Annotated in this window: 25 protein-coding genes and 1 tRNA gene; 14 read left to right on the forward strand and 12 right to left on the reverse strand. The window is 71.1% G+C overall.

What is annotated here, in order from left to right; translation table 11 throughout:
• The first annotated feature begins 3 nt into the window (after nucleotides 1–3).
• Together ACIRDU_RS20865 and ACIRDU_RS20870 are read left to right on the forward strand one after the other, a co-directional pair.
• A complete protein-coding gene (locus tag ACIRDU_RS20865; RefSeq protein ID WP_403581526.1) occupies nucleotides 4–648 on the forward strand; it encodes a MerR family transcriptional regulator in 645 nt (214 codons plus the stop codon).
• 179 nt (nucleotides 649–827) lie between these two features.
• Nucleotides 828–2174, forward strand: coding sequence for a recombinase family protein (locus tag ACIRDU_RS20870; protein ID WP_403581528.1), 1347 nt, complete (start codon nucleotides 828–830; stop codon nucleotides 2172–2174).
• A 45-nt stretch (nucleotides 2175–2219) separates the two neighbouring features.
• On the opposite strand, the gene ACIRDU_RS20875 is transcribed toward ACIRDU_RS20870, so the two are convergent.
• A complete protein-coding gene (locus tag ACIRDU_RS20875; protein WP_403581530.1) occupies nucleotides 2220–3023 on the reverse strand; it encodes an exodeoxyribonuclease III in 804 nt (267 codons plus the stop codon).
• Nucleotides 3024–3083: 60 nt separating this feature from the next.
• On the opposite strand from ACIRDU_RS20875, the gene ACIRDU_RS20880 reads away from it, so the two are divergent.
• A complete protein-coding gene (locus ACIRDU_RS20880; protein ID WP_403581532.1) occupies nucleotides 3084–3572 on the forward strand; it encodes a GNAT family N-acetyltransferase in 489 nt (162 codons plus the stop codon).
• Between the two features lie 19 nt (nucleotides 3573–3591).
• Here the strand turns inward: ACIRDU_RS20880 and ACIRDU_RS20885 are convergent, their stop codons facing one another.
• The 8 genes from ACIRDU_RS20885 to galU all read right to left on the reverse strand — a co-directional run bounded on the left by ACIRDU_RS20885 (nucleotide 3592) and on the right by galU (nucleotide 9729).
• Nucleotides 3592–4026, reverse strand: coding sequence for a hypothetical protein (locus tag ACIRDU_RS20885; protein WP_403581534.1), 435 nt, complete (start codon nucleotides 4024–4026; stop codon nucleotides 3592–3594).
• Between the two features lie 151 nt (nucleotides 4027–4177).
• Nucleotides 4178–4251 (reverse strand) — tRNA-Ala (locus ACIRDU_RS20890).
• Nucleotides 4252–4334: 83 nt separating this feature from the next.
• A complete protein-coding gene (gene glpR, locus ACIRDU_RS20895; protein WP_403581536.1) occupies nucleotides 4335–5549 on the reverse strand; it encodes a gephyrin-like molybdotransferase receptor GlpR in 1215 nt (404 codons plus the stop codon).
• A 172-nt stretch (nucleotides 5550–5721) separates the two neighbouring features.
• Complete coding sequence (locus tag ACIRDU_RS20900; protein ID WP_403581538.1) at nucleotides 5722–6348, reverse strand: GNAT family N-acetyltransferase; 627 nt, start codon at nucleotides 6346–6348, stop codon at nucleotides 5722–5724.
• Between the two features lie 17 nt (nucleotides 6349–6365).
• Nucleotides 6366–6896 (reverse strand): molybdenum cofactor biosynthesis protein B, encoded by a 531-nt coding sequence (locus tag ACIRDU_RS20905; protein ID WP_403581540.1) that lies wholly within the window; start codon nucleotides 6894–6896, stop codon nucleotides 6366–6368.
• Nucleotides 6893–7402 (reverse strand): cyclic pyranopterin monophosphate synthase MoaC, encoded by a 510-nt coding sequence (gene moaC, locus ACIRDU_RS20910; RefSeq protein ID WP_403581542.1) that lies wholly within the window; start codon nucleotides 7400–7402, stop codon nucleotides 6893–6895. Before moaC ends, ACIRDU_RS20905 begins: the two co-directional genes overlap by 4 nt.
• Nucleotides 7403–7487: 85 nt before the next feature.
• Nucleotides 7488–8825 carry a gephyrin-like molybdotransferase Glp gene (glp, locus tag ACIRDU_RS20915; protein WP_403581544.1) on the reverse strand — a complete coding sequence of 446 codons (1338 nt, stop codon included), beginning with the start codon at nucleotides 8823–8825 and terminating at the stop codon, nucleotides 7488–7490.
• Nucleotides 8826–8829: 4 nt separating this feature from the next.
• Nucleotides 8830–9729 carry a UTP--glucose-1-phosphate uridylyltransferase GalU gene (galU, locus tag ACIRDU_RS20920; RefSeq protein WP_403581546.1) on the reverse strand — a complete coding sequence of 300 codons (900 nt, stop codon included), beginning with the start codon at nucleotides 9727–9729 and terminating at the stop codon, nucleotides 8830–8832.
• A gap of 168 nt (nucleotides 9730–9897) precedes the next feature.
• Here galU and ACIRDU_RS20925 point away from each other — a divergent pair, with 168 nt between their 5' ends.
• Nucleotides 9898–10446, forward strand: a complete 549-nt coding sequence (locus ACIRDU_RS20925; protein ID WP_403581548.1) for a 5-formyltetrahydrofolate cyclo-ligase — start codon at nucleotides 9898–9900, stop codon at nucleotides 10444–10446.
• A gap of 58 nt (nucleotides 10447–10504) precedes the next feature.
• Here ACIRDU_RS20925 and ACIRDU_RS20930 read toward each other — a convergent pair whose 3' ends face one another.
• Complete coding sequence (locus ACIRDU_RS20930) at nucleotides 10505–13336, reverse strand: penicillin acylase family protein (protein WP_403581549.1); 2832 nt, start codon at nucleotides 13334–13336, stop codon at nucleotides 10505–10507.
• A gap of 238 nt (nucleotides 13337–13574) precedes the next feature.
• Here ACIRDU_RS20930 and ACIRDU_RS20935 point away from each other — a divergent pair, with 238 nt between their 5' ends.
• From ACIRDU_RS20935 to mscL, 6 genes are all read left to right on the forward strand, one after another.
• A complete protein-coding gene (locus ACIRDU_RS20935; protein WP_403581551.1) occupies nucleotides 13575–15104 on the forward strand; it encodes a potassium/proton antiporter in 1530 nt (509 codons plus the stop codon).
• Between the two features lie 289 nt (nucleotides 15105–15393).
• A complete protein-coding gene (locus tag ACIRDU_RS20940) occupies nucleotides 15394–16686 on the forward strand; it encodes an MFS transporter (RefSeq protein ID WP_403581552.1) in 1293 nt (430 codons plus the stop codon).
• A 67-nt stretch (nucleotides 16687–16753) separates the two neighbouring features.
• On the forward strand, nucleotides 16754–17062 hold the full coding sequence (locus ACIRDU_RS20945) for an FmdB family zinc ribbon protein (protein ID WP_403581554.1): 309 nt from the start codon (nucleotides 16754–16756) through the stop codon (nucleotides 17060–17062).
• A gap of 77 nt (nucleotides 17063–17139) precedes the next feature.
• On the forward strand, nucleotides 17140–18000 hold the full coding sequence (locus ACIRDU_RS20950; RefSeq protein ID WP_403581556.1) for an S-methyl-5'-thioadenosine phosphorylase: 861 nt from the start codon (nucleotides 17140–17142) through the stop codon (nucleotides 17998–18000).
• Between the two features lie 219 nt (nucleotides 18001–18219).
• Entirely contained in the window at nucleotides 18220–18810 is a 591-nt protein-coding gene (locus tag ACIRDU_RS20955) for a hypothetical protein (RefSeq protein WP_403581557.1), read from the forward strand.
• Nucleotides 18811–18933: 123 nt separating this feature from the next.
• A complete protein-coding gene (gene mscL, locus ACIRDU_RS20960; protein WP_403581559.1) occupies nucleotides 18934–19392 on the forward strand; it encodes a large conductance mechanosensitive channel protein MscL in 459 nt (152 codons plus the stop codon).
• Between the two features lie 127 nt (nucleotides 19393–19519).
• Here the strand turns inward: mscL and ACIRDU_RS20965 are convergent, their stop codons facing one another.
• On the reverse strand, nucleotides 19520–19699 hold the full coding sequence (locus ACIRDU_RS20965; RefSeq protein WP_403581561.1) for a hypothetical protein: 180 nt from the start codon (nucleotides 19697–19699) through the stop codon (nucleotides 19520–19522).
• A 56-nt stretch (nucleotides 19700–19755) separates the two neighbouring features.
• Here ACIRDU_RS20965 and ACIRDU_RS20970 point away from each other — a divergent pair, with 56 nt between their 5' ends.
• The 4 genes from ACIRDU_RS20970 to ACIRDU_RS20985 all read left to right on the forward strand — a co-directional run bounded on the left by ACIRDU_RS20970 (nucleotide 19756) and on the right by ACIRDU_RS20985 (nucleotide 24469).
• A complete protein-coding gene (locus ACIRDU_RS20970) occupies nucleotides 19756–20988 on the forward strand; it encodes a low temperature requirement protein A (RefSeq protein ID WP_403581563.1) in 1233 nt (410 codons plus the stop codon).
• A gap of 96 nt (nucleotides 20989–21084) precedes the next feature.
• Nucleotides 21085–22113, forward strand: coding sequence for a P1 family peptidase (locus ACIRDU_RS20975; RefSeq protein ID WP_403581564.1), 1029 nt, complete (start codon nucleotides 21085–21087; stop codon nucleotides 22111–22113).
• Between the two features lie 166 nt (nucleotides 22114–22279).
• Complete coding sequence (locus tag ACIRDU_RS20980; RefSeq protein WP_403581566.1) at nucleotides 22280–23497, forward strand: Ig-like domain-containing protein; 1218 nt, start codon at nucleotides 22280–22282, stop codon at nucleotides 23495–23497.
• Between the two features lie 225 nt (nucleotides 23498–23722).
• Entirely contained in the window at nucleotides 23723–24469 is a 747-nt protein-coding gene (locus ACIRDU_RS20985) for a DUF6227 family protein (protein WP_403581567.1), read from the forward strand.
• A gap of 51 nt (nucleotides 24470–24520) precedes the next feature.
• Here ACIRDU_RS20985 and ACIRDU_RS20990 read toward each other — a convergent pair whose 3' ends face one another.
• Nucleotides 24521–24679 carry a hypothetical protein gene (locus ACIRDU_RS20990; RefSeq protein ID WP_403581568.1) on the reverse strand — a complete coding sequence of 53 codons (159 nt, stop codon included), beginning with the start codon at nucleotides 24677–24679 and terminating at the stop codon, nucleotides 24521–24523.
• Nucleotides 24680–24789 lie beyond the last annotated feature (110 nt).

Raw genomic sequence — 24789 nt, forward strand, 5'->3', positions numbered from 1 at the left:
CAGGTGGCCGAGAAGCGTGAATACCGCATGGAAGAGCTGGCCCGCCTCGCCGGGATCACGGTGCGCACCCTGCGCTTCTACCGCGAACGCAAACTGATCCCGCCACCCCGCCGCGAGGGCCGCATCGCCTGGTACGACGACCACCACCTGGCCCGGCTGCGCACGATCACGGCCCTGCTGGAGCGCGGCCACACCCTCAGCGGCATCGCGGAACTGGCGGAGGCCTTCGACCACGGCCGGGACGTCGGCGACCTGCTCGGCGTCGGCGGCCCCACCGAGGAGGAACCGGTCCACCTCACCCCCGAGGAACTCGCCGACCACTTCGCCGGCGAGGCCACACCGGAGAACCTCGCCGCCGCGATGGAACTCGGCTACCTCGGCACCGACGGCGAGGAGATCGTCCACATCAGCCGCCGCCTCCTGGACGTCTCCGCGGCCCTGGTCCACGAGGGCATCCCCCTCGCGGAGGTCCTCGGCGCCGCCAAACAGGTCCGCACCCACGCCGACGCCCTGGCCGAACTCTTCACCGACCTGGTTGTGCGCCACGCCTCCCCCCAGGACCTCCCCCGCCTGCGCCCACTGGCCCGGAGCGTGGTGGAGGCGGAGCTTTCACTGGCGCTGGACCGCAGGATGCGCAGGCAGGACTGACGCCCACAGACGCACCGGATATCTCCTCCCCTTCCGCTCTGTGTCATTCACCCGATCGAAGCACTTTGCGGACAACGGCCCGCGAAGAAGGGTTCGGACTCCGAGAGTGAGATCGAAAAGGCCCCGGCGGCTGTCCTACCAGCCCCGGGGTGTGGCCGACCCTGCAAAGGAGCGTCGACGTGGCCCAGCCTAGCCCCCAACCGACTCCGCCGAATCCGTCTCGACCGGCTTCCGCCGAGAGGCCGAGAGCTCTCGCCGCCGTTCGTCTCAGCTGCCTCACCAGCGCTTCCACTTCCCCTGGTCGACAACGCTCGGTCATCCAGCTGTGCGCGGACACGCTTGGATTCACGCTGATCGGTGAGGCAGCGGATCTCGGCGTATCGGCCACGAAGACGTCGCCGTTCGACCGGCCGCGGTTGGCCTCCTGGCTGCGTCAGCCTCACGAGTACGAAGCCGTCGTATGGGCGCATGTGGACCGGGCTGTGCGGTCGGTGGCTCACATGATCGAGCTGATCGCGTGGGGGCAGCAGAACGCGCGGACCCTCATCTTCGGTTTCTCCAAGGGAGATCAGCCGCTTGTGGTGCCCCCGAAAGCGGACGGTTCCACTATCCGGCGTTGCATCGAGCTGGCCCACGACGCCGAGACGGAGTCACGCACCATCTCGTCCCGCCTCAGCGACAGCCACCAAGCGTTGCGCACGGCCGGCCGCTACGGCGGGGGGCTGATCCCCTTCGGCTACCAAAAGGCAGCTCACCCCTCAGGCGGCGGTTGGTGCCTTGCCCCCGATCCGGAAACCGCGGTCCTGGTGCGCACGATCATGGACGACGTGCTCGCGGGACGATCGCTGATCGACATCGCACGGGAGTTGAACAGCACCGGCGTACTCGTGCCACGCGACCGCCACGCCCAGCTCCGAGGCCGCCCGACAGGCGGTCGCCGTCACGGGCGCGACTTCGAACGGTTCCGTTGGACGTCCGGCACGTTGTCCAAGGTGTTGCGCAGCCCCTCCCTGATGGGGCACCGCACACATGCAGGACAGACCGTCCGTGACGCCACCGGGACCCCGGTCCTCATCGGCCAGCCGCTGCTCTCGGACAAGGAGTTCGAAGCGCTGCAAGACGTTCTTGCGGCACGCTCCAACGGCACGCGTCGCCCCCGCAGTCGGACGACCGCCCTGCTCACCGCTGTCGCTCACTGCGCCGGCTGCGCTGGGCGCATGTACTTCGCCACACGCAGGGGCTGTGCGTACGGCGACTACGTATGTCGAGCGACAGCACGGGGCGAGCTGTGCCCGGCACCCGCTGCGATGCGTTCCGACTGGCTGGAGGAGTACACGCTCCGCCAATACCGCCAGGCCACGGGGACGGACGACCCCGTGTGCCGTGCGGATCTTCTCCGCGACGACGTCCGTGTCACTGTCACCAAAGGACGTAGCGGCGGCTCGCCCGCCCGGCTGAGGGGGCCGGACACCCTACGTCTGGCCTTCTCGCTCGGGACACCAGTAGGTACGCGGCACCACACCTGAGCACCGCCGGACGTGCTCGGTGCCGCGGCTGCGGCACCGAGCACGTCACTGCTCGAAGACCACCGTCACAGGAGCGTGGTCCGACCACCGCTCCTCATGGCTGGCCGCACGCTCCACGAACGCCTTGACGGCCCGCTCCGCGAGCCCGCGGGTGGCTGCAGCCAGGTCGATCCTCCATCCAGTGTCGTTGTCGAAGGCCCGCCCCCGATACGACCACCACGAGTACGGCCCCTCGGTGTCCGGGTGCAGGGCGCGCACGACGTCGACGTACCCGCCGTCCGCCGGGTCGAGGACCCGCCCCAGCCACTCGCGCTCCTCGGGCAGGAAGCCGGAGTTCTTCTGGTTCCCGCGCCAGTTCTTCAGGTCGGCCTTCTGGTGGGCGATGTTCCAGTCGCCGCAGACCAGCACCTCGCGCCCCTCGGCGGCGGCACGCTCGCGCAGCTCCTTCAGGTAGGCGAGGAACTCGCCCATGAAGCGTTCCTTCTCGTCCTGGCGCTCGGTGCCGACCTCGCCGGAGGGCAGGTACAGCGAGGCGACGGTGACCCCCGGCAGGTCCGCCTCCACATACCGCCCGCTGCCGTCGAACTCGGCGGACCCGAAGCCGATGCGCACCCGGTCGGGCTCGCGGCGGCTGTACAGGGACACCCCGGCCCGCCCCTTGGCGGCGGCAGGCGCGTGCACCACATGCCACCCCTCCGGCGCCCGGACGTGCCCGGGCAGCTGCTCCGGCTCGGCGCGCACCTCCTGAAGGCACAGCACGTCGGCTTCGGTCTCCGCGAGCCACTCCACGAAGCCCTTCTTCGCGGCGGCACGCAGCCCGTTCACATTCACAGAGGTCACAGTGAGCACCCCCGCACGATACCGGCACTCTGGACGAGGTCCAGTTCCGGATCGAATACGGTAGCGGCCATGCACATACGCCGGGTCTCCTTCGACCACCCCGACGCCATGAAGCTGAACGACCAGGTCCAGGCCGAGTACGCCGTCCGCTACGGCGACGACGGCGACGCCACGCCCATGGCTGCCGCGGACTTCGCCCCGCCGAACGGCGTGTACCTGATCGCGTACGACGAGCACGGCACCCCCGTCGCCTCGGGCGGCTGGCGCGCCCAGGACGCCAACGACGAGGGCAACCTCGACGGCGACGCCGAGCTCAAGCGCATGTACGTGATCGACGGCATGCGCGGCCGAGGCCTGGCCCGACGCATCCTGGCCGCCCTGGAGGAGGACGCCCGCGCGGCCGGCCGCATCCGCATGGTCCTGGAAACCGGCACCAAGCAGCCGGAGGCCATAGCCCTGTACACGTCCAGCGGCTACGAGCCGTGCGCCAAGTTCGGCTACTACCGCTTCCACGAGTCGAGCCGCTGCTTCGCGAAGCGACTCCGATCCCCTGGCTGACGGGGGCTCAGCGGCAGCCTCACCCGGCTCCCTTGCCACGCGAGGCGCGCTGTCCGCGGCCGCGCCACCACTCGGTCACCGAGCCGGTCTCGCCCCGCATGTGCGGTGGCACCAGCACCTTCGGCCAGTTGAACCACGCGATCGTGACGTGCAGCACCAGCAAGGGAAGGGAGCCGAAGGTGAAGATCGCGCCGATGTCGACCACGACGAGCCCCGCGCCGTTCGAAGCGGCGACGGCGGCGACGGTGCCGAATGTCATGCAGACCATCCAGGCGGCGAGCGGGACGATGCCGCGTTCATGCCCCCGTACGACCGACGGGTTCATCGAGTACCCGAACAGCATGTCGGGCGCCCGGCCGGAGCCGATCCAGTGCAGCCACGCGGCCCGGACGAAGAACAAGTTCATCGCGCCCGCGAAGACGGCGGCGAGGACGCCGGGAACGAGGTTTGCCACAGCGCCTCCGCGGCGAGCGCACCGACCGGACGCCCCAGTATCCACGGCGGGATCGTCAAGAAGATCCACGGCCGGACCAAATGTGGGCAAGCAAGTGACGCTGAACACACGTCAGAGCCCGGTCGGTTTCCCGACCGGGCTCTGAGCTGCGTGGACCTGAGGGGATTTGAACCCCTGGCCCCCTCGATGCGAACGAGGTGCGCTACCGGACTGCGCCACAGGCCCTTGCAACGAGTGAAACTTTAGCACCCCGATCGGTCTGCTTGGAAATCCGTTCCCCAGGGGCGGTCACCTGCGGCTTCGTGGCACTACTCGTTGGCGGCCCGGGGCCGCTCCCCGTCCTCGTACTGGTCGAACAAGGGGGTGCGACCGCGCTCCCGGGCCCGTCGGGCGGAGGCCGCCCTCCGGGCGTCGGTGCGGCCGTCGCCGTCGTCCGCGTCCTGGGTGGTGGGGTCCGGCTCGCCCGGGTGGCCGGCAGCGCCGGAGTCGTCCTGCCCGTCCGGGGCGACCGTGCTCGACCGGGCCGAGCTCCAGGTGTCGGGGGCGCCGAGGTCCACGTCGCTGGTGGCTCTCGGGGCGACCGGGGCCGTCACATACGTCGGCAGGGGCACCGGCACCGGCTCCCAGCTGTCGCCGCCCTGCCCGGGCCGCCGCTGCCGCTCGCGCTGCTGGTCGACCCACTCCGCGTGGTCGGTCTGCTCGACGAGGGCGCGCCGGTCCGCCGCGAGGGCCGACAGGCCGGGGTCGGTCAGCGGCTCGGGTCCCTCCTCCGGTTCGTCGCTCTCCTCGTCGCCCAGGGGGCGCCGGCGGGGCTGGCGCTGCCGCTCCCGCAGGCGCTGGGCCGCGGCCTCGGCCATGCGGCGGTCCATCTGGTAGGCGAAGCGGCGGCGCTCCTGGGAGCGGAGGTATGCGATGTAGACGCTGAGCATGACCGCGGGCACGCCGGGGGCCCACAGGAACGCGAGTCCCCCGACCGCGGCGACGATCGCACCGAGGGTGAAGGCGAGGAACAGCATGATGGTGGTGCGCCGGCGGCGCGCGAGCACCTTCGAGCGCCGGGCTCGTGCTGCGGCCGCCTGGTTCGCCTGGGCCGAGGCGCTGCGCCGGGCGGCGGGTACCCGCTCCCGGGGACGCCCGGTCCGTGCCGCGTTCGGTGCGGGCGACTGGCGGGCCGGGGGCTCGGGGGCCGCCGGGCGGGCCGGCTGCTCGGGGGCGGGCGGCGGTACGGGTACCTGGGTCTGCGGACGGGTCTTGGACACGGCGAAGGCCCGGACGTCCACCGAGTCGGTGACGGCGTCCGGGTCGTCCGCGTCCCGCTCCCCCTCGTCGGCGGAGCGCGCCCGCAGGTCCTTGGCGTACCGGCGCTCCATTCCCGCCCGTCCGGACAGCAGCCGGATGGCGGTGCTGAAGCGTTCCGTCGGACGGGCATCGTTCAGCTCGTCCTGCCTACGGAGCCACATCGGCACCAAGTAGGCGGCCCAGGCCCCGACGATGACTGCGTAGATGAGGCCACTGCTGCTCACGCCTCACACCGTAGAGGGGTTTGCATGAGGCCATCTGCCAATTGAGCCGGTGTGTCGCACGATCTGGCTGATATTTCGAACTTTTCTTGTGACCGATGCGATCAGCAGACCACCCAGGCCGGGAATTCATTGCCCCGAGACGGTCACCCGTCGATCAATTTCGAACACGTATTCAATTTCCGGGATGGTGCCGCATTCCCCGGTCACTCTGCGATCGTGCCCGGTGCCAGCGCCTCAGCAACCCGTCCGGCACCTCTTCCGCCGTGAGCGCGAAGACGAGATGGTCGCGCCAGGCTCCGTCGATGTGCAGATATCGCGGCCGCAGACCCTCCTCACGGAATCCGAGTTTCTCCACGACCCGGCGGCTGGGCCCGTTCTCCGGGCGAATGCAGACCTCGATGCGATGCAGGCCGACGGTACGGAAACAGTGGTCCACGACGAGCGCCACCGCCGTCGGCATCACGCCGCGGCCGGCCACCGACTCGTCCACCCAGTAACCGACGTGCCCCGAGCACATCGAGCCCCAGGTGATCCCGGCGACCGTCAACTGCCCGACCAAGCGCCCCTGGTACTCGATGACGAAAGGGAGCATCCGGCCCGCGTTCGCCTCCGACCTCAGGTGGCGGACCATCTGGCGGAAGGTCGGGCGGTGCGCCATCGGCCCGCCCGGCGTGGGCGGCGGGATCGTCGCCTCCCAGGGGCGCAGCCAGTCGCGGTTGCGCCGGTTGACCTCGCGCCAGGCCCGCTGGTCGCGCAGCTTTATGGGTCTGAGGACGATGTCGCCGTCCACCAGCTCCACGGGCCAGGATGGGCTGTTCAGCTCGCACCCCCAGGTCTGGGGTGGTCGCCGCCCCGGAGCTGGTCGACGGCGTGCACGAGCAGCGGCTCCAGGACGGCGAGGCCGTCCTTCACACCGCCGCTGGAGCCGGGCAGGTTGACGATCAGCGTCCCGCCCGCCACACCGGCCAGGCCCCGGGAGAGCGCCGCGGTCGGCACCTTCTGACGGCCGAACGCCCTGATGGCCTCGGCGATGCCCGGCACCTCGTGGTCGATCACGCGGCGGGTCGCCTCGGGGGTGCGGTCGGTGGGCGAGATGCCCGTGCCGCCCGTGGTGACGATGACGTCGTAGCCGGCGTCGACACCGGCGCGCAGGGCGGCCTCGACGGGATCGCCGTCGGGGACGACCTGCGGGCCGTCGACCGCGAAGCCGAAGCGCTTCAGGCCGTCGGAGATCAGCGGGCCGCCCTTGTCCTCGTAGATCCCGGCGGCGGCCCGGTTCGAGGCGGTGATGACGAGAGCGGCGTACGGCGCGACCAGCGCGCCGCCGTTCGGCGCGTCCCGTGTCATGCCCGGCTCCAGTCGCCCGACTTGCCGCCCGTCTTCTCCTCCACCCGTACGTCCGTGATGACCGCTCCCTTGTCGACCGCCTTGACCATGTCGATCACGGTGAGCGCCGCGACGGAGACCGCGGTGAGGGCCTCCATCTCGACACCCGTGCGGTCCGTCGTCTTCACGGTGGCCAGGATCTCCACGGCGTCGTCCGCGACCGACAGGTCCAGTTTCACACCGGACACCGACAACGGGTGGCAGAGCGGGATCAGGTCCGGAGTGCGTTTGGCGCCCATGATCCCGGCGATCCGCGCGGTCGCGAGGGCGTCGCCCTTGGGGACACCCTCGCCGCGCAGCAGATCGATCACGCGGGGCGAGACGAGAACGCGTCCGCTGGCGCGGGCGGTGCGCGCGGTCACGTCCTTCTCCGACACGTCGACCATGCGGGCGGCGCCCGCCGCGTCGATGTGCGTCAGCCGGTCCTGCGTAGGGCCGTCCTGCGGGGGTGGGTCCTGCATGCTCATGCTGTGTGGCGCTCCCGGTCCGGGCCCGTCGCGGTGCGGCGCACGGGCCTGCTGTGCGCGACACGGTACCCCCAACCAGCGGCTCTCAGCCGAGCAGGACCACCTCGACCTCGGCGCCGGGCTCGACGGAGACGGTGTCCTCGGGGACGGCGATCAGGGCGTCCGCGTGGGCGAGCGCCGCGACCAGGTGGGATCCGGCGCCCCCGACCGGGGTGACCTTGCCGTCGGCGTACGTGCCGCGCAGGAACTGGCGGCGGCCCTTCGGGGAGGTCAGCGCCTTGTCGGCCGTCAGGGTGGCCCGGGTCGTCGGGCGGTGGACGTCCTTCAGCCCCATGAGGGTGCGGATCGCGGGGCGGACGAACAGTTCGAAGGAGACGTACGACGACACCGGGTTGCCGGGCAGGGCCAGCAGCGGGGTGTGGTCGGGGCCGATGGAGCCGAAGCCCTGGGGCTTGCCGGGCTGCATGGCGAGCTTGCGGAAGTCGATGCCGCTGCCGGGCTCGTCCTCGTCGCCGACGTGGGACAGCGCCTCCTTGACCACGTCGTACGCCCCGACGCTCACTCCGCCCGTGGTGACCATCAGGTCGGCGCGGACCAGCTGGTCCTCGATGGTGGAGCGCAGGGTCTCGGCGTCGTCGGCGACGGCGCCCACCCGGTAGGCGATGGCCCCGGCGTCCCGGGCGGCGGCGGTGAGGGCGAAGCTGTTGGAGTCGTAGATCTGACCGGTGCCCAGTTCCGTGTCCGGCTGGACGAGTTCACTGCCGGTGGAGACCACCACCACGCGCGGGCGCGGGCGTACGCGGACGGTGCCGCGGCCGATCGCGGCGAGCAGGGCGATCTGGGGCGGTCCGAGGATCGCGCCGGCCTCCAGGGCGCGGTCGCCGGCCTTCACGTCGCTGCCCTTCGCGCGCACGTGCGCGCGGGCCTCGGCGGGGCGGTACACATGCACGTGCCCGGTGGCTCCCTCGGGGCCGAGGCTGCCGGCGCGCATACCGCGCACCGGGCCCTCGCCGAGCCCGCCGTCGGTCCACTCGACGGGCACGACGGTCTCGGCGCCGGGCGGCAGCGGGGCGCCGGTCATGATGCGGGCGGCCTGGCCGGGGCCCACGTGGAGCAGTTCGGCCTGGCCCGCGGCGACGTCCCCGACGACCTCCAGGGCCGCCGGGAACTCCTCGCTCGCGCCCGCCACGTCCGCGACCCGTACCGCGTAGCCGTCCATCGAGCTGTTGTCGAAGGGCGGCAGGGACACCGGCACCGTGATGTCCTCGACGAGGACGCAGCCCTGGGCGTCGAGCAGGTGCAGCTCGATGGGTTCCAGTGGCCGGACGGTGGCGAGGATGTCCTCCAGGTGCTCGTCCACCGACCACAGGTGGTCGGGGCCCGAGTGGTCCTGGCCGGTGACGTGGGGCGCGGCGCTGCTCAACGTGCTACATCTCCTCGGCTACGTAACTGCGAAGCCAGGTCCGGAAGTCCGGGCCCAGGTCTTCACGTTCGCATGCGAGTCGGACAATGGCACGCAGGTAGTCACCGCGGTCGCCGGTGTCATAGCGGCGGCCCTTGAAGACGACGCCGTGCACCGGGCCGCCGATCTTCTCGTCCTCGGCGAGCTGCTGGAGGGCGTCGGTGAGCTGGATCTCGCCGCCGCGGCCGGGCTCGGTCCGGCGCAGTATCTCGAAGATGTGCGGGTCGAGGACGTAGCGGCCGATGATGGCGTAGTTGGACGGGGCGTCGGCCGGGTCGGGCTTCTCGACCAGGCCGCTGACCTGGACGACGTCGCTGTCCTCGGTGGTCTCCACGGCCGCGCAGCCGTAGAGGTGGATCTGCTCGGGGGCGACCTCCATGAGCGCGACGACGCTGCCGCCGCGCTGCTCCTGGACCTCGACCATGCGCTGGAGCAGCGGGTCGCGGGGGTCGATGAGGTCGTCGCCGAGGAGGACCGCGAAGGGCTCGTCCCCCACGTGCGGAGCGGCGCACAGGACGGCGTGGCCGAGGCCCTTGGGGTCGCCCTGGCGGACGTAGTGCATGGTCGCGAGGTCGCTGGACTCCTGCACCTTGGCCAGACGGCTTGCGTCGCCCTTCTTCTGGAGGGCCGATTCCAGCTCGTAGTTGCGGTCGAAGTGGTCCTCGAGGGGGCGCTTGTTGCGGCCCGTCACCATGAGGACGTCGTCGAGACCCGCCGCGACGGCCTCCTCGACCACGTACTGGATCGCGGGCTTGTCCACGACCGGCAGCATCTCCTTGGGAGTGGCTTTGGTGGCCGGCAGGAACCGGGTGCCGAGGCCTGCTGCGGGAATGACAGCCTTGCTGATCCGAGGGTGCTGAGTCATGTCCGCCACCCTATCCGGTGCCTTTGCATGGAATCTGCGGCTCCGGTTCATAGGAGCTCATATGAGCGTATTGCGACGGTAAGGGAGCAACCATTGAGGCCCATCGCACGTCCGGGCGAGCCTGACAAGCGGAGTTTGCGGCGCGAGATCCTCGCGGTGAGGAACAGGTTGACGGCGGATGACCTGCGGGAGACGTCGGCCGCGCTGGCCGGGCGGGCGCTGGAGCTGCCCGAGTTGGCGCGGGCCCGGGCGGTGGCGGCGTACGTCTCGGTGGGGAGCGAACCCGGAACGCTCGCGCTCCTGGACGCGTTGCGCGCCCGGGGCGTGCGCGTACTGCTTCCGGTCCTGCTGCCCGACAACGACCTCGACTGGGGCGAGTACGAGGGCGAGGGCTCGCTGACGCAGGTCCGGCACGGCGGCCGGATGGCCCTGTTCGAGCCCGCGGGCGAGCGCCTCGGGCCGGACGCCGTGACCACCGCCGACGCCGTGCTGCTGCCGGGGCTCGCGGTGGACTCGCGCGGGATGCGGCTCGGGCGTGGCGGCGGCTCGTACGACCGGGTCCTGGCACGGCTGGAGCGGGCGGGCGTTCATCCCGCCCTGGTGGTGCTGTTGTACGACTCCGAGGTCGTCGAGCACGTCCCCGAGGAGCCGCACGACCGGCCGGTGCACGCGGTGGTGACACCGTCGGGGGAGCGGCGGTTCCGCCAGGAGCCCTGACGTGAAGCGGCCCTCCACGCGTGCGTGGAGGGCCGCTTCGACCGCCGGCGTCAGCGGCTCACGGTTTGAGCACCAGCTTGTCGGTCGTGCTCTTCTCGACCGCCTGGTCCGAGAAGGACCAGGGCAGCAGTTCGCCGTCGGCCCACTTGTCGGTCTGGTCGACGTAGTGGGCGCTGTAGGCGTGCCCGGAGGCGCCGGTGAGGTTGATCCAGCGGGACTTGTCGAGATCGCCGAGGTTCACCACCATCCGCATGGACGGCACCCACACCACCCCGTAGCCGCCGGCCGCGTTCCAGCCGGTCGCGTTGACCGTTGCCTCGCCGCCGCCGAGCTCCCAGGGGCCGCGGTTGAGGGCGTACTGGACGAAGCCGGGGCCCGCGGTGCCGAGGGTCTGGTTCTTCAGGAACAGGCGGTGCAGCCGGCCCCAGCTCCAGGAGTCGATGTCCTTGCCGAGCTTGGCGGTCAGCTCCCAGCGGGCGTCGATCATGGCCCGCTTGAACAGGTCGTCGCGGTTGTCGGCGCCGGGACGGCTGTTGCTCACCTTGGGCGTCTTCCACCAGTCGCTGTCCGGCTGGTTCATGAGCTTGCGGACCACCTCGAACCACCGGTCGCCGCCGTCCGGCTGGGCCCGGTCGGGGTCGCGTTGGCCGCACTCGCGGACCTTCTCGGCCTCGTCGGCGGGGCCGGTGGTGTTGACCGGCTCGACCCACAGGCACTGGCCCTTGGGGCGCAGTTCCTTGGGCAGCTTGTTGCCGAAGGCGAGCTTGAGGATGTTGCGCCAGACCGCGTTGAAGTAGGCCGCCGCCGCGGAGTCGGCGTCCTGGGTGTAGTCCCAGCCCTCCAGGAGCTTCTGCGCCTCGCGGACGTCCTTGTTCCCGGGGTCGATCTTCAGCAGCGTGGGCACCAGCAGCCGGGCGATCTCGCTGCTGTTGTCCAGCTGCATCTGGCGCATGTCGTCCGTGGAGATCTTGCCGCCGTCCTTGATCTTCGACTGGATCAGGTCGGTGATCCGCTGGCTGCGCGCGCCGTAGCCCCAGTCCGTGGTGAGCGTGTAGGGGTACTTGTCCGGGTCGATCACGGCCTGGTTGGCGGTGACGATGTAGCCGCGCTCCGGGTCGTACTCGTAGGGCAGTTGGTCCTGCTTGAGGTACCCGGTCCAGCGGTACTTGGAGTCCCAGCCGGGCGCCGGGATGGAGCCGTCGTCGCCCTTCGCGCGCAGGGGGATCTTCCCCGGGAGCGTGTAGCCGATGTGGTTCTCGGTGTCGGCGTAGATCAGGTTCTGCGAGGGCACCTCGAACTGCGCGGCGGCCTTGCGGAAGTCGCTCCAGTCCTTCGCCTTGTCCATGGCGAAGACGGCGTCCATGGTGGTGCCGGGCTGCAGGGCGGTCCAGCGCAGCGCGACGCCGTAGCCGTCGCCTCGGTCGGGTGCGGCGGTGTCGACGCTGGCCTTCTTGCCGACCTTCACGAGCTCCTCGTCGCGGTCGGACAGCAGGGGCATCCCGTCCTCGGTCTGCCGTACGACGATCTTCTTGGGCTCACCCCCCGCGACCTTGATGGTCTCCTCGCGCGTCTTGAAGGGCTTGACCTTGCCGTCGTAGAGGTAGCCGTCGCCGGTGATCTTCTCCAGGTAGAGGTCGGTGACGTCGACGCCGGAGTTGGTCATGCCCCAGGAGATGTCCTGGTTGTGGCCGATTATCACGCCCGGCATGCCGGCGAAGGTGTAGCCGCTGACGTCGTACTGGCAGGTGCTGGAGACGCTGCGGCAGTGCAGGCCCATCTGGTACCAGACGGACGGAAGGGAGGGCGACAGGTGCGGGTCGTTGGCCAGCAGCGGCTTGCCGGTGATGGTGTGCTGCCCGCCCACGACCCAGGAGTTGGAGCCGATGCCGTCGCCGTTCACGCCGACGGCCGGCGGGAGGTCGTCCAGGACCCGGGTCAGGCCGCCGAGCTGGCTGTCCAGGCCCGCGGTGCCCGAGGCTCCGGAGGCGGTGCCGGACGTGCCGGAGGCGGCGCCCGAGGTGCCGGAGCCGCCGGGCGCCGTGCCCGCGGTGCCGGTGGAGGTACCGCCGGTCCCGCTGGTGCCGGACGCGCCGCTCGTGCCGCCCTGCTCGAACGCCCCGGTCAGCTCGCTGTACTGGCCCTCCTGGACGATCGCCTTGTTCCGGCCGTACGGGTACTGCGGGTACAGGTCGGCGATCTGCTTCGGGCCGAGGCGGCTGGTCAGCAGGGCGCGGTCGATCTCGTCCTGCATGTTGCTGCGCAGGTCCCAGGCCATCGCCTTCAGCCAGGAGATCGAGTCGACCGGGGTCCACTTCTGCGGCTTGTAGTCGTTGGTGAAGCCCAGCGCCGCGTACTCCAGGGAGATGTCCTCGCCGCCCTTGCCCTGGAGGTAGGAGTTGACTCCCTCGGCGTACGCCTGGAGGTACTTCTTCGTGGTGGCCGACAGCTTGGTGTCGTACTCCTGCTTGGCGACCCGGTCCCAGCCGAGGGTGCGCAGGAACTCGTCGTTGTCGACCTGGCTCTTGCCGAACATCTCCGACAGCCGCCCGGAGGCCATGTGGCGGCGGACGTCCATCTCGTAGAACCGGTCCTGCGCCTGGACGTAGCCCTGCGCCATGAACAGGTCCGCGTCCGAGGAGGCATAGATCTGCGGGATGCCGTAATTGTCGCGTTTGACCTCGACGGGACCCGAGAGGCCCTTCAGCGTGAGGGTGCCCTTGGTCTGCGGGAAGGAGGCCCGGACGGTACTGATGGACCAGTACGACCCGTAGGCCACGCCCCCGATGAGGGCCAGCACCAGGACGAGCACGATAAGGCGGGCTTTGCGCCCCTTTCTCCTGCCGGACTTGCCGGGCTGCTGACCCGTGGAGGCGGTGGTGTTGGGGGGCATCGCTGTCCTTGCTGTCCTAACGCGAGCGGCAGGTTCGGCTGTGCTTTTAACTGAGCGCTGGAGCAACGATAGGCGCAGGGCCTTGCGCCCCTTGACGCGGAGTCCGGAACCGACGCGGACGGACGTTCGATCTTGCCCCAGGAAGCGTCAAGAAATCGTCAAGAGTTAGGTAAGGTAACGAAGTAGTTGGCGCGGTGCGCCACAGCGTCATGTGCGATGTACGTGAGCCCACGCGCGGGTGCGCGCGGGCCAGGGAAGGATTCGGCCGCTGACTGTTCACCACCTCAACCAGCTCCTGCTCGTCTGCTCGCTGGTCCTGCTCATCGCCGTCGCAGCGGTACGGATCTCCTCGCGCAGCGGGCTCCCCAGCCTGCTCGTCTACCTGGGGATCGGCGTCGCCATGGGCCAGGACGGCGTGGGCGACATCCACTTCGACAACGCCGGACTGACCCAGGTCATCGGATACGCGGCCCTGGTCGTGATCCTGGCCGAGGGCGGTCTGGGCACGAAGTGGAAGGAGATCAAGCCGGCCCTGCCGGCCGCCACGGCACTGGCGCTGGCCGGTGTCGCGGTGAGCGTCGGGGTCACGGCGTCGGCCGCGCACTATCTGATCGGCCTCGAGTGGCGGCAGGCGCTCATCATCGGAGCGGTCGTCTCCTCGACCGACGCGGCGGCCGTGTTCTCCGTGCTGCGCAAGATCCCCCTGCCCGCCCGCGTGACGGGCACGCTGGAGGCGGAGTCCGGCTTCAACGACGCCCCGGTGGTCATCCTCGTGGTGTCCCTGTCCACGGCGGGCCCGGTCGAGCACTGGTACGTGCTGCTGGGCGTGATCCTGCTGGAGCTGGCGATCGGCGCGGCCATCGGTCTCGCGGTGGGCTGGCTGGGTTCCTGGGGCCTCAGGCACGTGGCGCTGCCCGCCTCCGGCCTCTACCCGATCGCCGTCATGGCGATCGCCGTGGTGGCGTACGCGGCGGGCGCGCTGGCCCACGGCAGCGGCTTCCTCGCGGTGTACCTCGCCGCGATGGTGATGGGCAACGCCCGGCTGCCGCACTGGCCGGCCACGCGCGGGTTCGCCGACGGCCTCGGCTGGATGGCCCAGATCGGCATGTTCGTCCTGCTCGGCCTGCTGGTCACCCCGCACGAGCTGGGCGACGACATCGTGCCCGCCCTGGTGATCGGGCTGGTGCTGACCATGGTGGCGCGGCCGCTGAGCGTGATCCTGTGCCTGTCGCCGTTCCGGGTGCCGTGGCAGGAGCAGACCCTGATGTCCTGGGCGGGGCTGCGCGGGGCCGTGCCCATCATCCTGGCGACGATCCCCATGGTGGAGGGCGTCGAGGCGAGCCGCCGGATCTTCAACATCGTCTTCGTGCTGGTCGTCGTCTACACCCTGGTCCAGGGCCCGACGCTGCCCTGGCTGGGCCGCAAGCTGCACCTGGGGGACGGTTCGGAGGCCGCCGACCTCGGCATCGAGTCGGCACCGCTGGAGCGGCTGCGCGGGCATCTGCTGTCCGTGGCGATCCCCGACGGGTCGAAGATGCACGGCGTGGAGGTGGCCGAGCTGCGGCTGCCGCACGGCGCGGCGGTGACGCTCATCGTGCGCGGGGGCGAATCCTTCGTTCCGCTGCCGACGACGATCTTGCAACGGGGCGACGAGCTCCTCGTCGTCGCCACGGACCCCGTCCGGGACGCGACCGAGCGCCGGCTGCGGGCCGTGGGGCGCGGCGGCAAGCTGGCCGGGTGGCTGGGGACGAACGGGGCGGGCCGGTGAGAGGCCCGCTCGGGGGTGCCTCGGTGGCGTTTTGCACCCTTTGGTATTCATAAGGCGGAGGGGCCCGTGGTGCTCACTTTCACAGGCACGCACCCCTTGATCCCTGTACGATGAAGGCGTTACCCAGATCGAACCAACTCTGCCTGACGCAGAGCTGGCGCGGCCGTATGGCGGTCGGGACACCCCTCCTCACCGGGCCCCGGCATCTACCGCAGTTCCGCGCAAGAGGACAGCTCTCGGCGCCGCCCACCATGGGGCCGCGCTACCAGGCGGCAGAAAGGCACGGGCCGTGGCGTCCACGGTCACCTCGAAGGCGTCGGAGAACCCGACGGCTTCCGCCCGCCCGGGATACGGCCGGCTGCTGCGCACCCGCGGCGCCTGGACATTCCTGCTCCCCGGCTTCGCGGCACGCCAGCCGTTCGCGATGCTGACCATCTCCATCGTGCTGCTGGTGCAGCACACCACCGGCTCGTACGGAGCGGCGGGCGCCGCCGCGGCCGTCACCGGTGTCTCCATGGCCCTGTTCGCCCCCTACAGCGGCCGCCTCGCCGACCGCTACGGGCAGCGGACCGTGCTGATCCCCGGAGTGCTGCTGCACACGGTGTCCGGGCTGACGCTCACGGCGCTCGCGCTGCTGGACGCGCCCCTGTGGGCGGTGTTCGTGGCGGCCGTCCCGACCGGTGCCTCGGTGCCGCAGGTCGGCCCGATGGTGCGGGCCCGCTGGGGCGTGAAGCTCAAGGACTCGCCGCTGATGACCACCGCGGCGGCCTTCGAGTCCGTCACGGACGAACTGACCTTCGTGGTCGGACCGCTGCTGGCCACCGCCCTGTGCACGGCCGTCGACCCGGCCGCCGGCCTGGTCACGGAGGCCTCGCTCACCCTGATCGGCGGACTGCTGTTCGCCGCGCAGAAGAGCACCCAGCCCACGGTCGCCGGCAGCGGGCACGCGCGCGTGGAGCACGCCTCGGCGCTGCGCGTCCCCGGGGTGCGCGTGCTGATCGTGACCTTCCTGGGCATCGGCACCGTCTTCGGCGGCATGCAGGTCTCGCTGGCCGCGTTCACCGAGTCGATCGGCGAACCGGGACTGAACGGCGTCCTCTACGGCGTCTTCGCCGCGGGCAACATGCTCTCCGGCGTGGTCTGCGGCGCGATCGCCTGGAAGGCGGCCCCGCAGCGGCGCCTGGTCGTCGGCTACACCGCGCTGGCCCTCACCGCGTCGGGCCTGTGGGCCGCCCACTCGGTACTGGTCCTCGCCGGCCTCGGGCTGCTGGTCGGCATGTGCATCGCGCCCGCCCTGATCACCGGCTACACCCTGGTCGACAGCCTGGTCCCGGCCGGTGCCCGCACCGAGGCCTTCACCTGGCTGACCGGGGCGGTAGCACTCGGCCAGGCCGCGGCCGTCACGGCCGCCGGACAACTGGAGGACCGCTTCTGGACGGGCGCCGGATTCCTGGTGCCGATGGGCGGCACGGTACTGGCCCTGGTGAGCCTCCTGGCCCTGCGTTCCCGCCTGATGCCGCGGGGCAACGGCCGGACGGTCGCACGTGGCGTGGGTCACCGCGTGCCGGTGGCAGTGGACTGAGCGGCCGGAATACGTCACTATGGATCGTCGTTAGCACTCATCGAGTGAGAGTGCCAGGAGGAAGACAGTGCCCACCTACCAGTACCAGTGCACCGAGTGCGGCGAGGGCCTCGAGGCGGTGCAGAAGTTCACCGACGATGCCCTCACCGAGTGCCCCAGCTGCCAGGGCCGCCTGAAGAAGGTGTTCTCGGCGGTCGGCATCGTCTTCAAGGGCTCCGGCTTCTACCGGAACGACAGCCGCGGCTCCTCGTCGAGCAGCTCCCCGGCGGCGAAGTCGTCGAGCACCGGGTCTTCGGGCTCGTCGTCCTCCGACTCCGGCTCGTCGAGCTCGTCGTCGAGCACAAGCTCCTCCTCCAGCAGCACCACCGCCGCGTAAGGCCTGATTCTTACGGACCCTTTCGCCCCCGGGGCGAGAGGGTCCTCGGTGTTTGCGCGTGCGGTTAGGGTGCGGGCATGGCGAACAAGGCGAACGTGACGGACAGGACGGACAAGGGAGGCGCCGGGATCGGCGGCTCGGGGTTCTACTCCTTCCTCGACGACGTGACCGAGATCCAGGTCGACACCCCGTACGGTCCGCCGAGCGACTCCCTCTTCCTCGGTGAGGTCGCCGGCCGACGGGTCGCCTTCCTGCCGCGGCACGGACGGGGCCACCACCTGCCGCCGCACCGGATCAACTACCGGGCCAACCTGTGGGCACTGCGTTCGGTCGGCGTGCGCCAGGTCCTCGCCCCGTGCGCCGTGGGCGGACTGCGCCCCGAGTACGGGCCGGGCACGCTGCTGGTACCGGACCAGCTGGTGGACCGCACGAAGTCCCGTGCCAACACCTACTTCGACGGGCTGCCGCTGCCCGACGGCTCGGTGCCGAACGTGGTGCACGTGTCGCTGGCCGACCCCTACTGCCCCGCCGGGCGGGCCGTCGCGCTGAAGGCGGCGCGCGGACGGAACTGGGAGCCGGTGGACGGCGGCACGCTGGTCGTGGTCGAGGGGTCGCGCTTCTCGACCCGTGCGGAATCGTTGTGGCACCAGGCGCAGGGCTGGTCGGTGGTGGGCATGACCGGCCACCCCGAGGCGGCGCTCGCCCGTGAGCTGGAGCTCTGCTACACGTCCCTGACCCTGGTCACGGACCTCGACGCGGGTGCCGAGACCGGGGAGGGCGTCTCGCACGACGAGGTGCTCCGGGTGTTCGCGGCGAATGTGGATCGGCTGCGGGGGGTGCTGTTCGACGCGGTGGCCGGGCTGCCGGGGGAGGCCGAGCGGGACTGTCTGTGTGTGAGTGCGCTGGGCGGGATGGATCCGGGGTTCGCGTTGCCGTAGCGGTTCGGGGGCTTGAGCGGGGGCGGGGGCTGGGGTGGAGGCGGGGGGCCGGGGCGGGGACCTGGATGGGGGCCGGGGTGGGGGCCGGGGCGGAACGTGCCGTTCGGGTGAGGGAGTTGTCCACAGGCCGGCGGTGGGTCCACAGGCCGGAGCGGGCTGCGGCGGGAGGCCCCATCGTGGGGAGCGCAAGCCGGTCCCTCGTCGCAGGTGGTGGTCTCCGTGTCCCTCGCTCGATCCTCGGTCGTGCCCTCGTCTCCCTCCTGGTCGCTCGCCTCGTGCCCGCCCGGCGCGGAGGTGCCCGCGACCCGTGAGGTGCCCCGGTTCGATCCGGTCCGGGTTCGCGGCGGCCACCGGTCCGGCCGGCTCGTCCGGCACCGGCGGCGGGCCGTGGCCGTCGGGCTGGCCGTCACCGCGACGGCACTCGTGGCGGCGGGCCCGCGCGATGCCGACGGCGCTCGTGGCCATCCCCGGGCGCGGCCTCCCGCGCACACGGCCGCGATGCCCGGGGAGCAGCCCGCGCACCCGAGCCGGGCCACGGGGTCGGTGACGGCTCCGATCCGGATCTCCGACGCGGCCACCGTGCGCCTGCTGCGGCCCGGCGACCGGGTCGACGTCATCGCCGCCCAGGAGACGGTGTCGGGCGGCGGCGCCCGGGTGGTCGCGCGCGGTGCCAGGGTGACGAAGGTGCCGGAGCCGGTGGAGGGCGCGGGCGACAGCGGGGCGCTGGTCGTGCTGTCGGTTCCGCGGGCCACCGCCGCACGGCTGGCCGGTGCGAGTGCCACAGGGCGGTTGGCGGTGACGCTCTGGTGATCGCGTGCATGATCTCGTCAACGCCCTCGTTCGAGGGACCTGGTTGCTCGGCTCGGCCCAAGGGTGACGTAGGTTGCGGAGCGTTTTGTTCCACAAGCTGCTCGTACGAGGAGAGGCCCCCAGGTGAGCGAGAAGAAGGATCCGAGTGTCTGGGAGGGCTTCAAGGCCTTCCTGATGCGCGGGAACGTCGTCGATCTGGCGGTGGCGGTGGTGATCGGTGCCGCCTTCACCAACATCGTCAACGCCGTGGTGAAGGGGATCATCAACCCGGTCGTCGGAGCCATCGGGACCAAGAACCTCGACCACTACAGCTCGTGTCTGAGCTCGACCTGCGAGGGCGAGCAGGGCATCCAGATCCTGTGGGGTTCCGTGCTCGGCGCCGCGCTGAGCTTCGTGATCACCGCGGCGGTCGTCTACTTCCTGATGGTCCTGCCCATGGCGAAGTACCTGGCCCGGGTGGAGGCCCGCCGGAAGGCGAAGGAGGGCACGCAGGAGGTCCTCGAGGTGACCGAGCTGGAGGTGCTGAAAGAGATCCGGGACGCCCTGGTCGCCCAGCGCGGCTCGGGGCACGACCGGCAGTAGCGGCGCTACGGGCGGCAGCCCGGGCGACTCGGAAGGCGCTGCGGGCGGCAGCCCGGGCGACTCGGAAGGCGCTGCGGGCGGCAGCCCGGGCGACTCGGAAGGCGCTACGGGCGGCAGCCCGGCCGGCTCACAGGTGGTGGGGCGGCTTCTCGTCCAGGAAGCGCTTGAGGTCCGCCGCACTGCCGCCGGAGCCGGTGCGCTCGCCCCAGCCGCGGTCGGTGTCGTCGGAGGACTGCTGGTCGAGCGGGTCGTCGAAGACCAGCGCGGGCTTCGGCTCGGGCGGCTCGGAGCCGGGGACGGTACTCATGCAACCAGGGTACGGTCGCGGAGAAATTCCCCGCGCCTTCTGCTGTGCTGGAACGCATGACGTCCAGCCCCACTCCCCCGCCCGCTCCCTCCGGCGCGCCCGGCGGCAGGGGACCGCTGCGCAGGCTCCGGGCCCGTGGCCGCGACGAGGCGCACCGGACGGCCTCACCGCTGGAGCTCTTCTTCGATCTGTGCTTCGTCGTGGCCGTCGCCCAGGCGGGCATCGAGCTGGTGCACTCCGTCGCCGAGGGCCACGCGGGCCAGGGCATCCTCGACTACGCGATGGTGTTCTTCGCCCTGTGGTGGGCGTGGATGAACTTCACCTGGTTCGCCTCGGCGTACGACAACGACGACGCCCTCTACCGGGTCGTCACGCTGGTGCAGATCGCCGGTGTGCTGGTCCTCGCGGCGGGGGTCTCGCGGGCGTTCGAGGAGCACGAGTTCCTCGTCGTCTGGCTGGGCTACGCGATCATGCGGGTGGCCATGGCGGCACAGTGGCTGCGGGCGGCCCGCTCCGGCGCGGGGGCGGAGCGAACCACGGCCCTGCGCTACGCCGGCGGCGTTCTGGCGTGCCAGGTCGGTTGGCTGGGGCTGCTGTTCCTGCCCGAGGGGGCCCGGCCCTGGTGGTTCCTGGTGATGGCGCTGCTGGAGATGTGCGTGCCGCCCTTCGCGGAGCGGCACCACACGACGTCCTGGCATCCCCGCCATATCGCGGAGCGGTACGGGCTGTTCACCATCATCGTGCTCGGCGAGACGATCGCGGCGGCCACGGTCGCGGTGAAGTCCGGCATCAGCGAGAACGACGCGCTGGGCGAGCTCCTCCCCATCGCGGCGGGCGGGCTGCTGGTCGTCTTCGCCGCGTGGTGGATCTACTTCGTGGTGCCCGTCCACGGCCATCTGCGCTCCAACCGGCAGGCGTTCCTGTGGGGCTACGGCCACTATGCGGTGTTCGCCTCGGCGGCGGCGATCGGGGCCGGGCTGGAGGTGGCGGTGGAGCAGACGGTCGGCAAGGCGCACATCTCCACGCTGGCGGCGTCGGCGGCCGTGACCCTGCCGACGGCCCTGTACCTGCTCACGGTGTGGGCCCTGCACTCGCGCCACTTCAAGCGGGGCGTCAGCCAGCAGCTGGTGCTGCCGACGACGGCTCTGCTGGTGATCTGCTGCACGTTCCTGGGTCACTGGGCGGTGTTCGCGGCGGGCGTGGTCTGCGCGCTGTCGGTGGTGGCCGGAGAGACCCTGGCCGCGCGCCTGGCCGTCCGGGAGAGCGGGCCGGCGGCGCGGGCCGGGTGAGGGCACCCGCGGCCCGGCCCCCGCGCACGTCAACGGGCTGACGCGGCACGGCCCGGTACGCCCGCCCGGGCCGACGGCTGGACGACACTGTGCCCCATGACAGTTGACGCACTGACGGATGTCGCCGGCCTGCGGGTGGGGCACGCGACACGCACCGGCGACGGTTGGCTCACCGGCACCACGGTCGTGCTCGCCCCGGAGGGCGGGGCCGTGGCCGCCGTGGACGTGCGGGGCGGCGGGCCCGGCACCAAGGAGACGGACGCGCTGGATCCGCGCAACGTGGTGCGGAAGGTGGAGGCGGTCGTGCTCACCGGCGGCAGCGCGTACGGGCTCGACGCGGCGTCGGGTGTGATGGCCTGGCTGGAAGAACGGGGGCGCGGGATCCGTGTCGGGGCGGACCCGGCGCAGGTCGTGCCGGTGGTGCCCGCCGCCTGCGTCTTCGACCTGGGGCGGGGCGGTGACTTCCGGGCCCGGCCGGACGCGGCGACCGGCCGGGCCGCGGTCGAGGCGGCCGCGGCGAGCGGGCTCGGCGCACCCGTGCCCCAGGGGTGCGTGGGCGCGGGCACGGGAGCGGTGACCGGGGTGGTGAAGGGCGGCGTCGGCAGCGCGAGTGCGGTGCTCGGCTCGGGGATCACGGTGGCCGCGCTGGTGGTGGCCAACGCGGCGGGATCGACAGTGGATCCGGAAACGGGGGTGCTGTACGGGGAGTTGTTCGGGGGGCGGGTGGAGTACCCGGAGGCGGAGGTCCACGCGGCCGCGCGGCGGCGGCTCGCCGAGACCGCAGCGCGGAGCGCGCCGCCCCCGCTCAACACCACGCTCGCGGTGGTCGCCACGGACGCGGATCTCACGAAGGCGCAGGCGCAGAAGCTGGCCGGCACGGCACACGACGGCATCGCCCGGGCGGTGCGCCCGGTGCATCTGCTGAACGACGGGGACACGGTGTTCGCGCTGGCGACAGGGGACCGGGCGCTGGACTCCGGCAACCCGCTCGCCCTGAACGAGATCCTCGCGGCGGGTGCGGACATGGTGACGCGCGCGATCGTCCGGGCCGTCCGGGCCGCGGAGCCGGTCGACGGTCCGGGTGGGGCGTGGCCGTCGTACGGGGAGTTGTACGCGGGCCGCTGAACAGGCCTGCGGCGCACAGTGGATCCACAGCGGTACCGGAATTTGTCGCGGTTCTGTCACGTGACGGCCTTCATGGGGAACGGACGGAACCCGACCGGCAACCCGGCCCCTCTTCCCTCACGTACTGGAGCGGATCACGCAACATCACACGAACTGGGAGCAGCCCGTGACAACGCCGAACATTTCAGCGCGGCGCACTCTGGGGGCCTGTGCCGCCCTGATGGTCGGCGCCCTGACGCTCACCGCCTGCGGTGGCAGCGCCACCGCCAAGGACGACGAGAAGGGCGGCAAGGGCGGCACCAAGACGTCCGTCGCGAAGATCGCCATCTCGGCGGCGGACGGTTCGACCGGCGCGTCCATCAACACCACCGGCGTGAAGGTCAGCGACGGGAAGCTGACCGACGTGAAGATGACGGTCGCGGGCAGCGGTCGGACCGTCGCGGGCTCGGTCTCCGCCGACGGCAAGGTCTGGAAGCCGAAGGAGCAGCTGGAGCGCGGGACGAAGTACCAGATATCGGCGACCGCCAAGGACGCGGACGGCCGGACGGCCGCGGCCAACTCGATCTTCACGACGGTGACGTCGTCGAACAGCTTCATCGGGACGTACACGCCGGACAACGGCACGACGGTCGGCGTGGGCATGCCGGTGTCGTTCACCTTCGACAAGGCCATCACCGACCGCAAGGCCGTGCAGTCGCACATCACGGTCAACTCCAGCAGCGGGCAGAAGGTCGTCGGGCACTGGTTCAACGGGCAGCGGCTGGACTTCCGGCCGGAGGAGTACTGGAAGGCCGGCTCCAAGGTCACGGTGAACATCGACCTGGACGGGGTCGAGGGCGCGAACGGCGTGTACGGCGTGCAGAAGAAGACGGTCACCTTCACGGTGGGCCGTTCGCAGGTCTCCACGGTCGACGCCGACACCCAGACCATGACGGTCGTCCGGGACGGCAAGACCATCAAGACGGTCCCGATCTCGGCGGGCAGCCCGGAGCACACCACCTACAACGGGCAGATGGTGATCTCGGAGAAGTTCGTCCAGACCCGGATGAACAGCCGGACGGTCGGGCTGGGCGGTGAGTACGACATCCCGGACGTGCCGCACGCGATGCGTCTGACGACGTCGGGCACGTTCATCCACGGCAACTACTGGTACAACAAGGGCAACCCGCCCTTCGGCCACCAGGGCACCAGCCACGGCTGCGTCGGTCTCGCCGACGTCCAGGGCGCGGGGGGCAGCACGCCCGCCAAGTGGTTCTACGACAACTCCCTCATCGGGGACGTGGTGATCGTGAAGAACTCCCACGACAAGACGGTGGCGCCGGACAACGGGCTCAACGGCTGGAACATGGCGTGGAGCCAGTGGCTCGCGGGCAGCGCTTCCTGACCGTCCGACAGGGCGCCTGACAGGGCGCTGACAGACCGTCTGGCAGAAGCCTGAAAGATCGCCCCAACTGGGGTTTTTGACGGACCGAACGGGCCGCGCGGGAACTTTTCGCGTGGCCCGCGCGTTTTTCCGGACGTACGTTTTCTCGGTTCCCGGACATGATGTCCGACCGAGGGGCTACGGTATGTACCCACAAGGTGACATGCAGCAACGCCGGGAGAAACCTTGAGCGTTCCGTACGAGACGGCAGCGTACGAACCCCACGACTCGCCCGAGTCTCCGGAGGAGCACCTCGCGCGACTCCTCGGCCGCGCCCTGAACTCCTTCGAGCTACCGGACGAGACGATAAGGCGCCTGGACTGTGCGCTGGCGCACGACGGTTCGCTGCACTCCGCGCACCACAGCGCGGGCCTGCACCGGGAGACGTACCGGCACACGTGGCTGCTGGCCGACGGTTCGGCGCTCACCCTCTGGGAGCTCGTCCACAACACCGCGCCCGGCAGCGAACCGCAGCACGAGGTGTACGTCGACGAGGAGGAGCTGCGCGCCGCCACCACGCGGCTGCCGCTGCCGCCGGACACCCCGGATTTCGAACTGCCGGTGACGGTGCAGCTGCCCCCGGCCCGCGCGCCCCGGCACGCGTACACAGCGGAGGACTCGGCGGACCACGCGCGCAGGTTACTGCGCCGGGCGGAGAACGCGGACCGGCCGGGCGCGGACACGGCGGCCCTGCTGGCCACGGCGTCTGGACACCAGATCACGCAGGCCTTCGGCCGGCCGTGCCGCGCGGGGCGGGCGGGGCTGGGCTTCTCGCTCTACGAGCACGCGTTCCTGCTGCGCGACGGCGAGGAGGTCTCCCTCTGGGAGGTCGAGCACACGGCGACGCCGGACGGGCGGCACATGTGCGAGGTGTACATCAGCGAGGACGCGGCGCGTGAGGCGATGGAGCGGCGGGCGGCGCAGCTCTCCTGAGACGGGCCTCGTGATCGATACAAAGTGATCAATGCACCGTGATCAATGCACCTAGACGCCTCTGTCGCCGAGGTGGCGCACCAGCTCGACGAAGGCGGCTCTCTCCTCCGTGGTCAGTTCCACGGACTCCGACCGGGAGCCCGTCTGCCGCTGTTGCGGGAGGGCGGGGAGCGGGTGGCCGTCGGGCCACCGGGAGACGTGCTCGGGCATGCGCTCCAGTAGACACCACGGCCCGGGACTTCGGTCCCGGGCCGTGATTTTCGTGATCTATCTCGCAGGTGGCATGAACGGTTCACACACCCCGAAAGGGGCGAACCTCC

It is taken from the genome of Streptomyces sp. NPDC093598, assembly GCF_044764825.1.
In the GTDB taxonomy this organism is placed as follows: domain Bacteria; phylum Actinomycetota; class Actinomycetes; order Streptomycetales; family Streptomycetaceae; genus Streptomyces.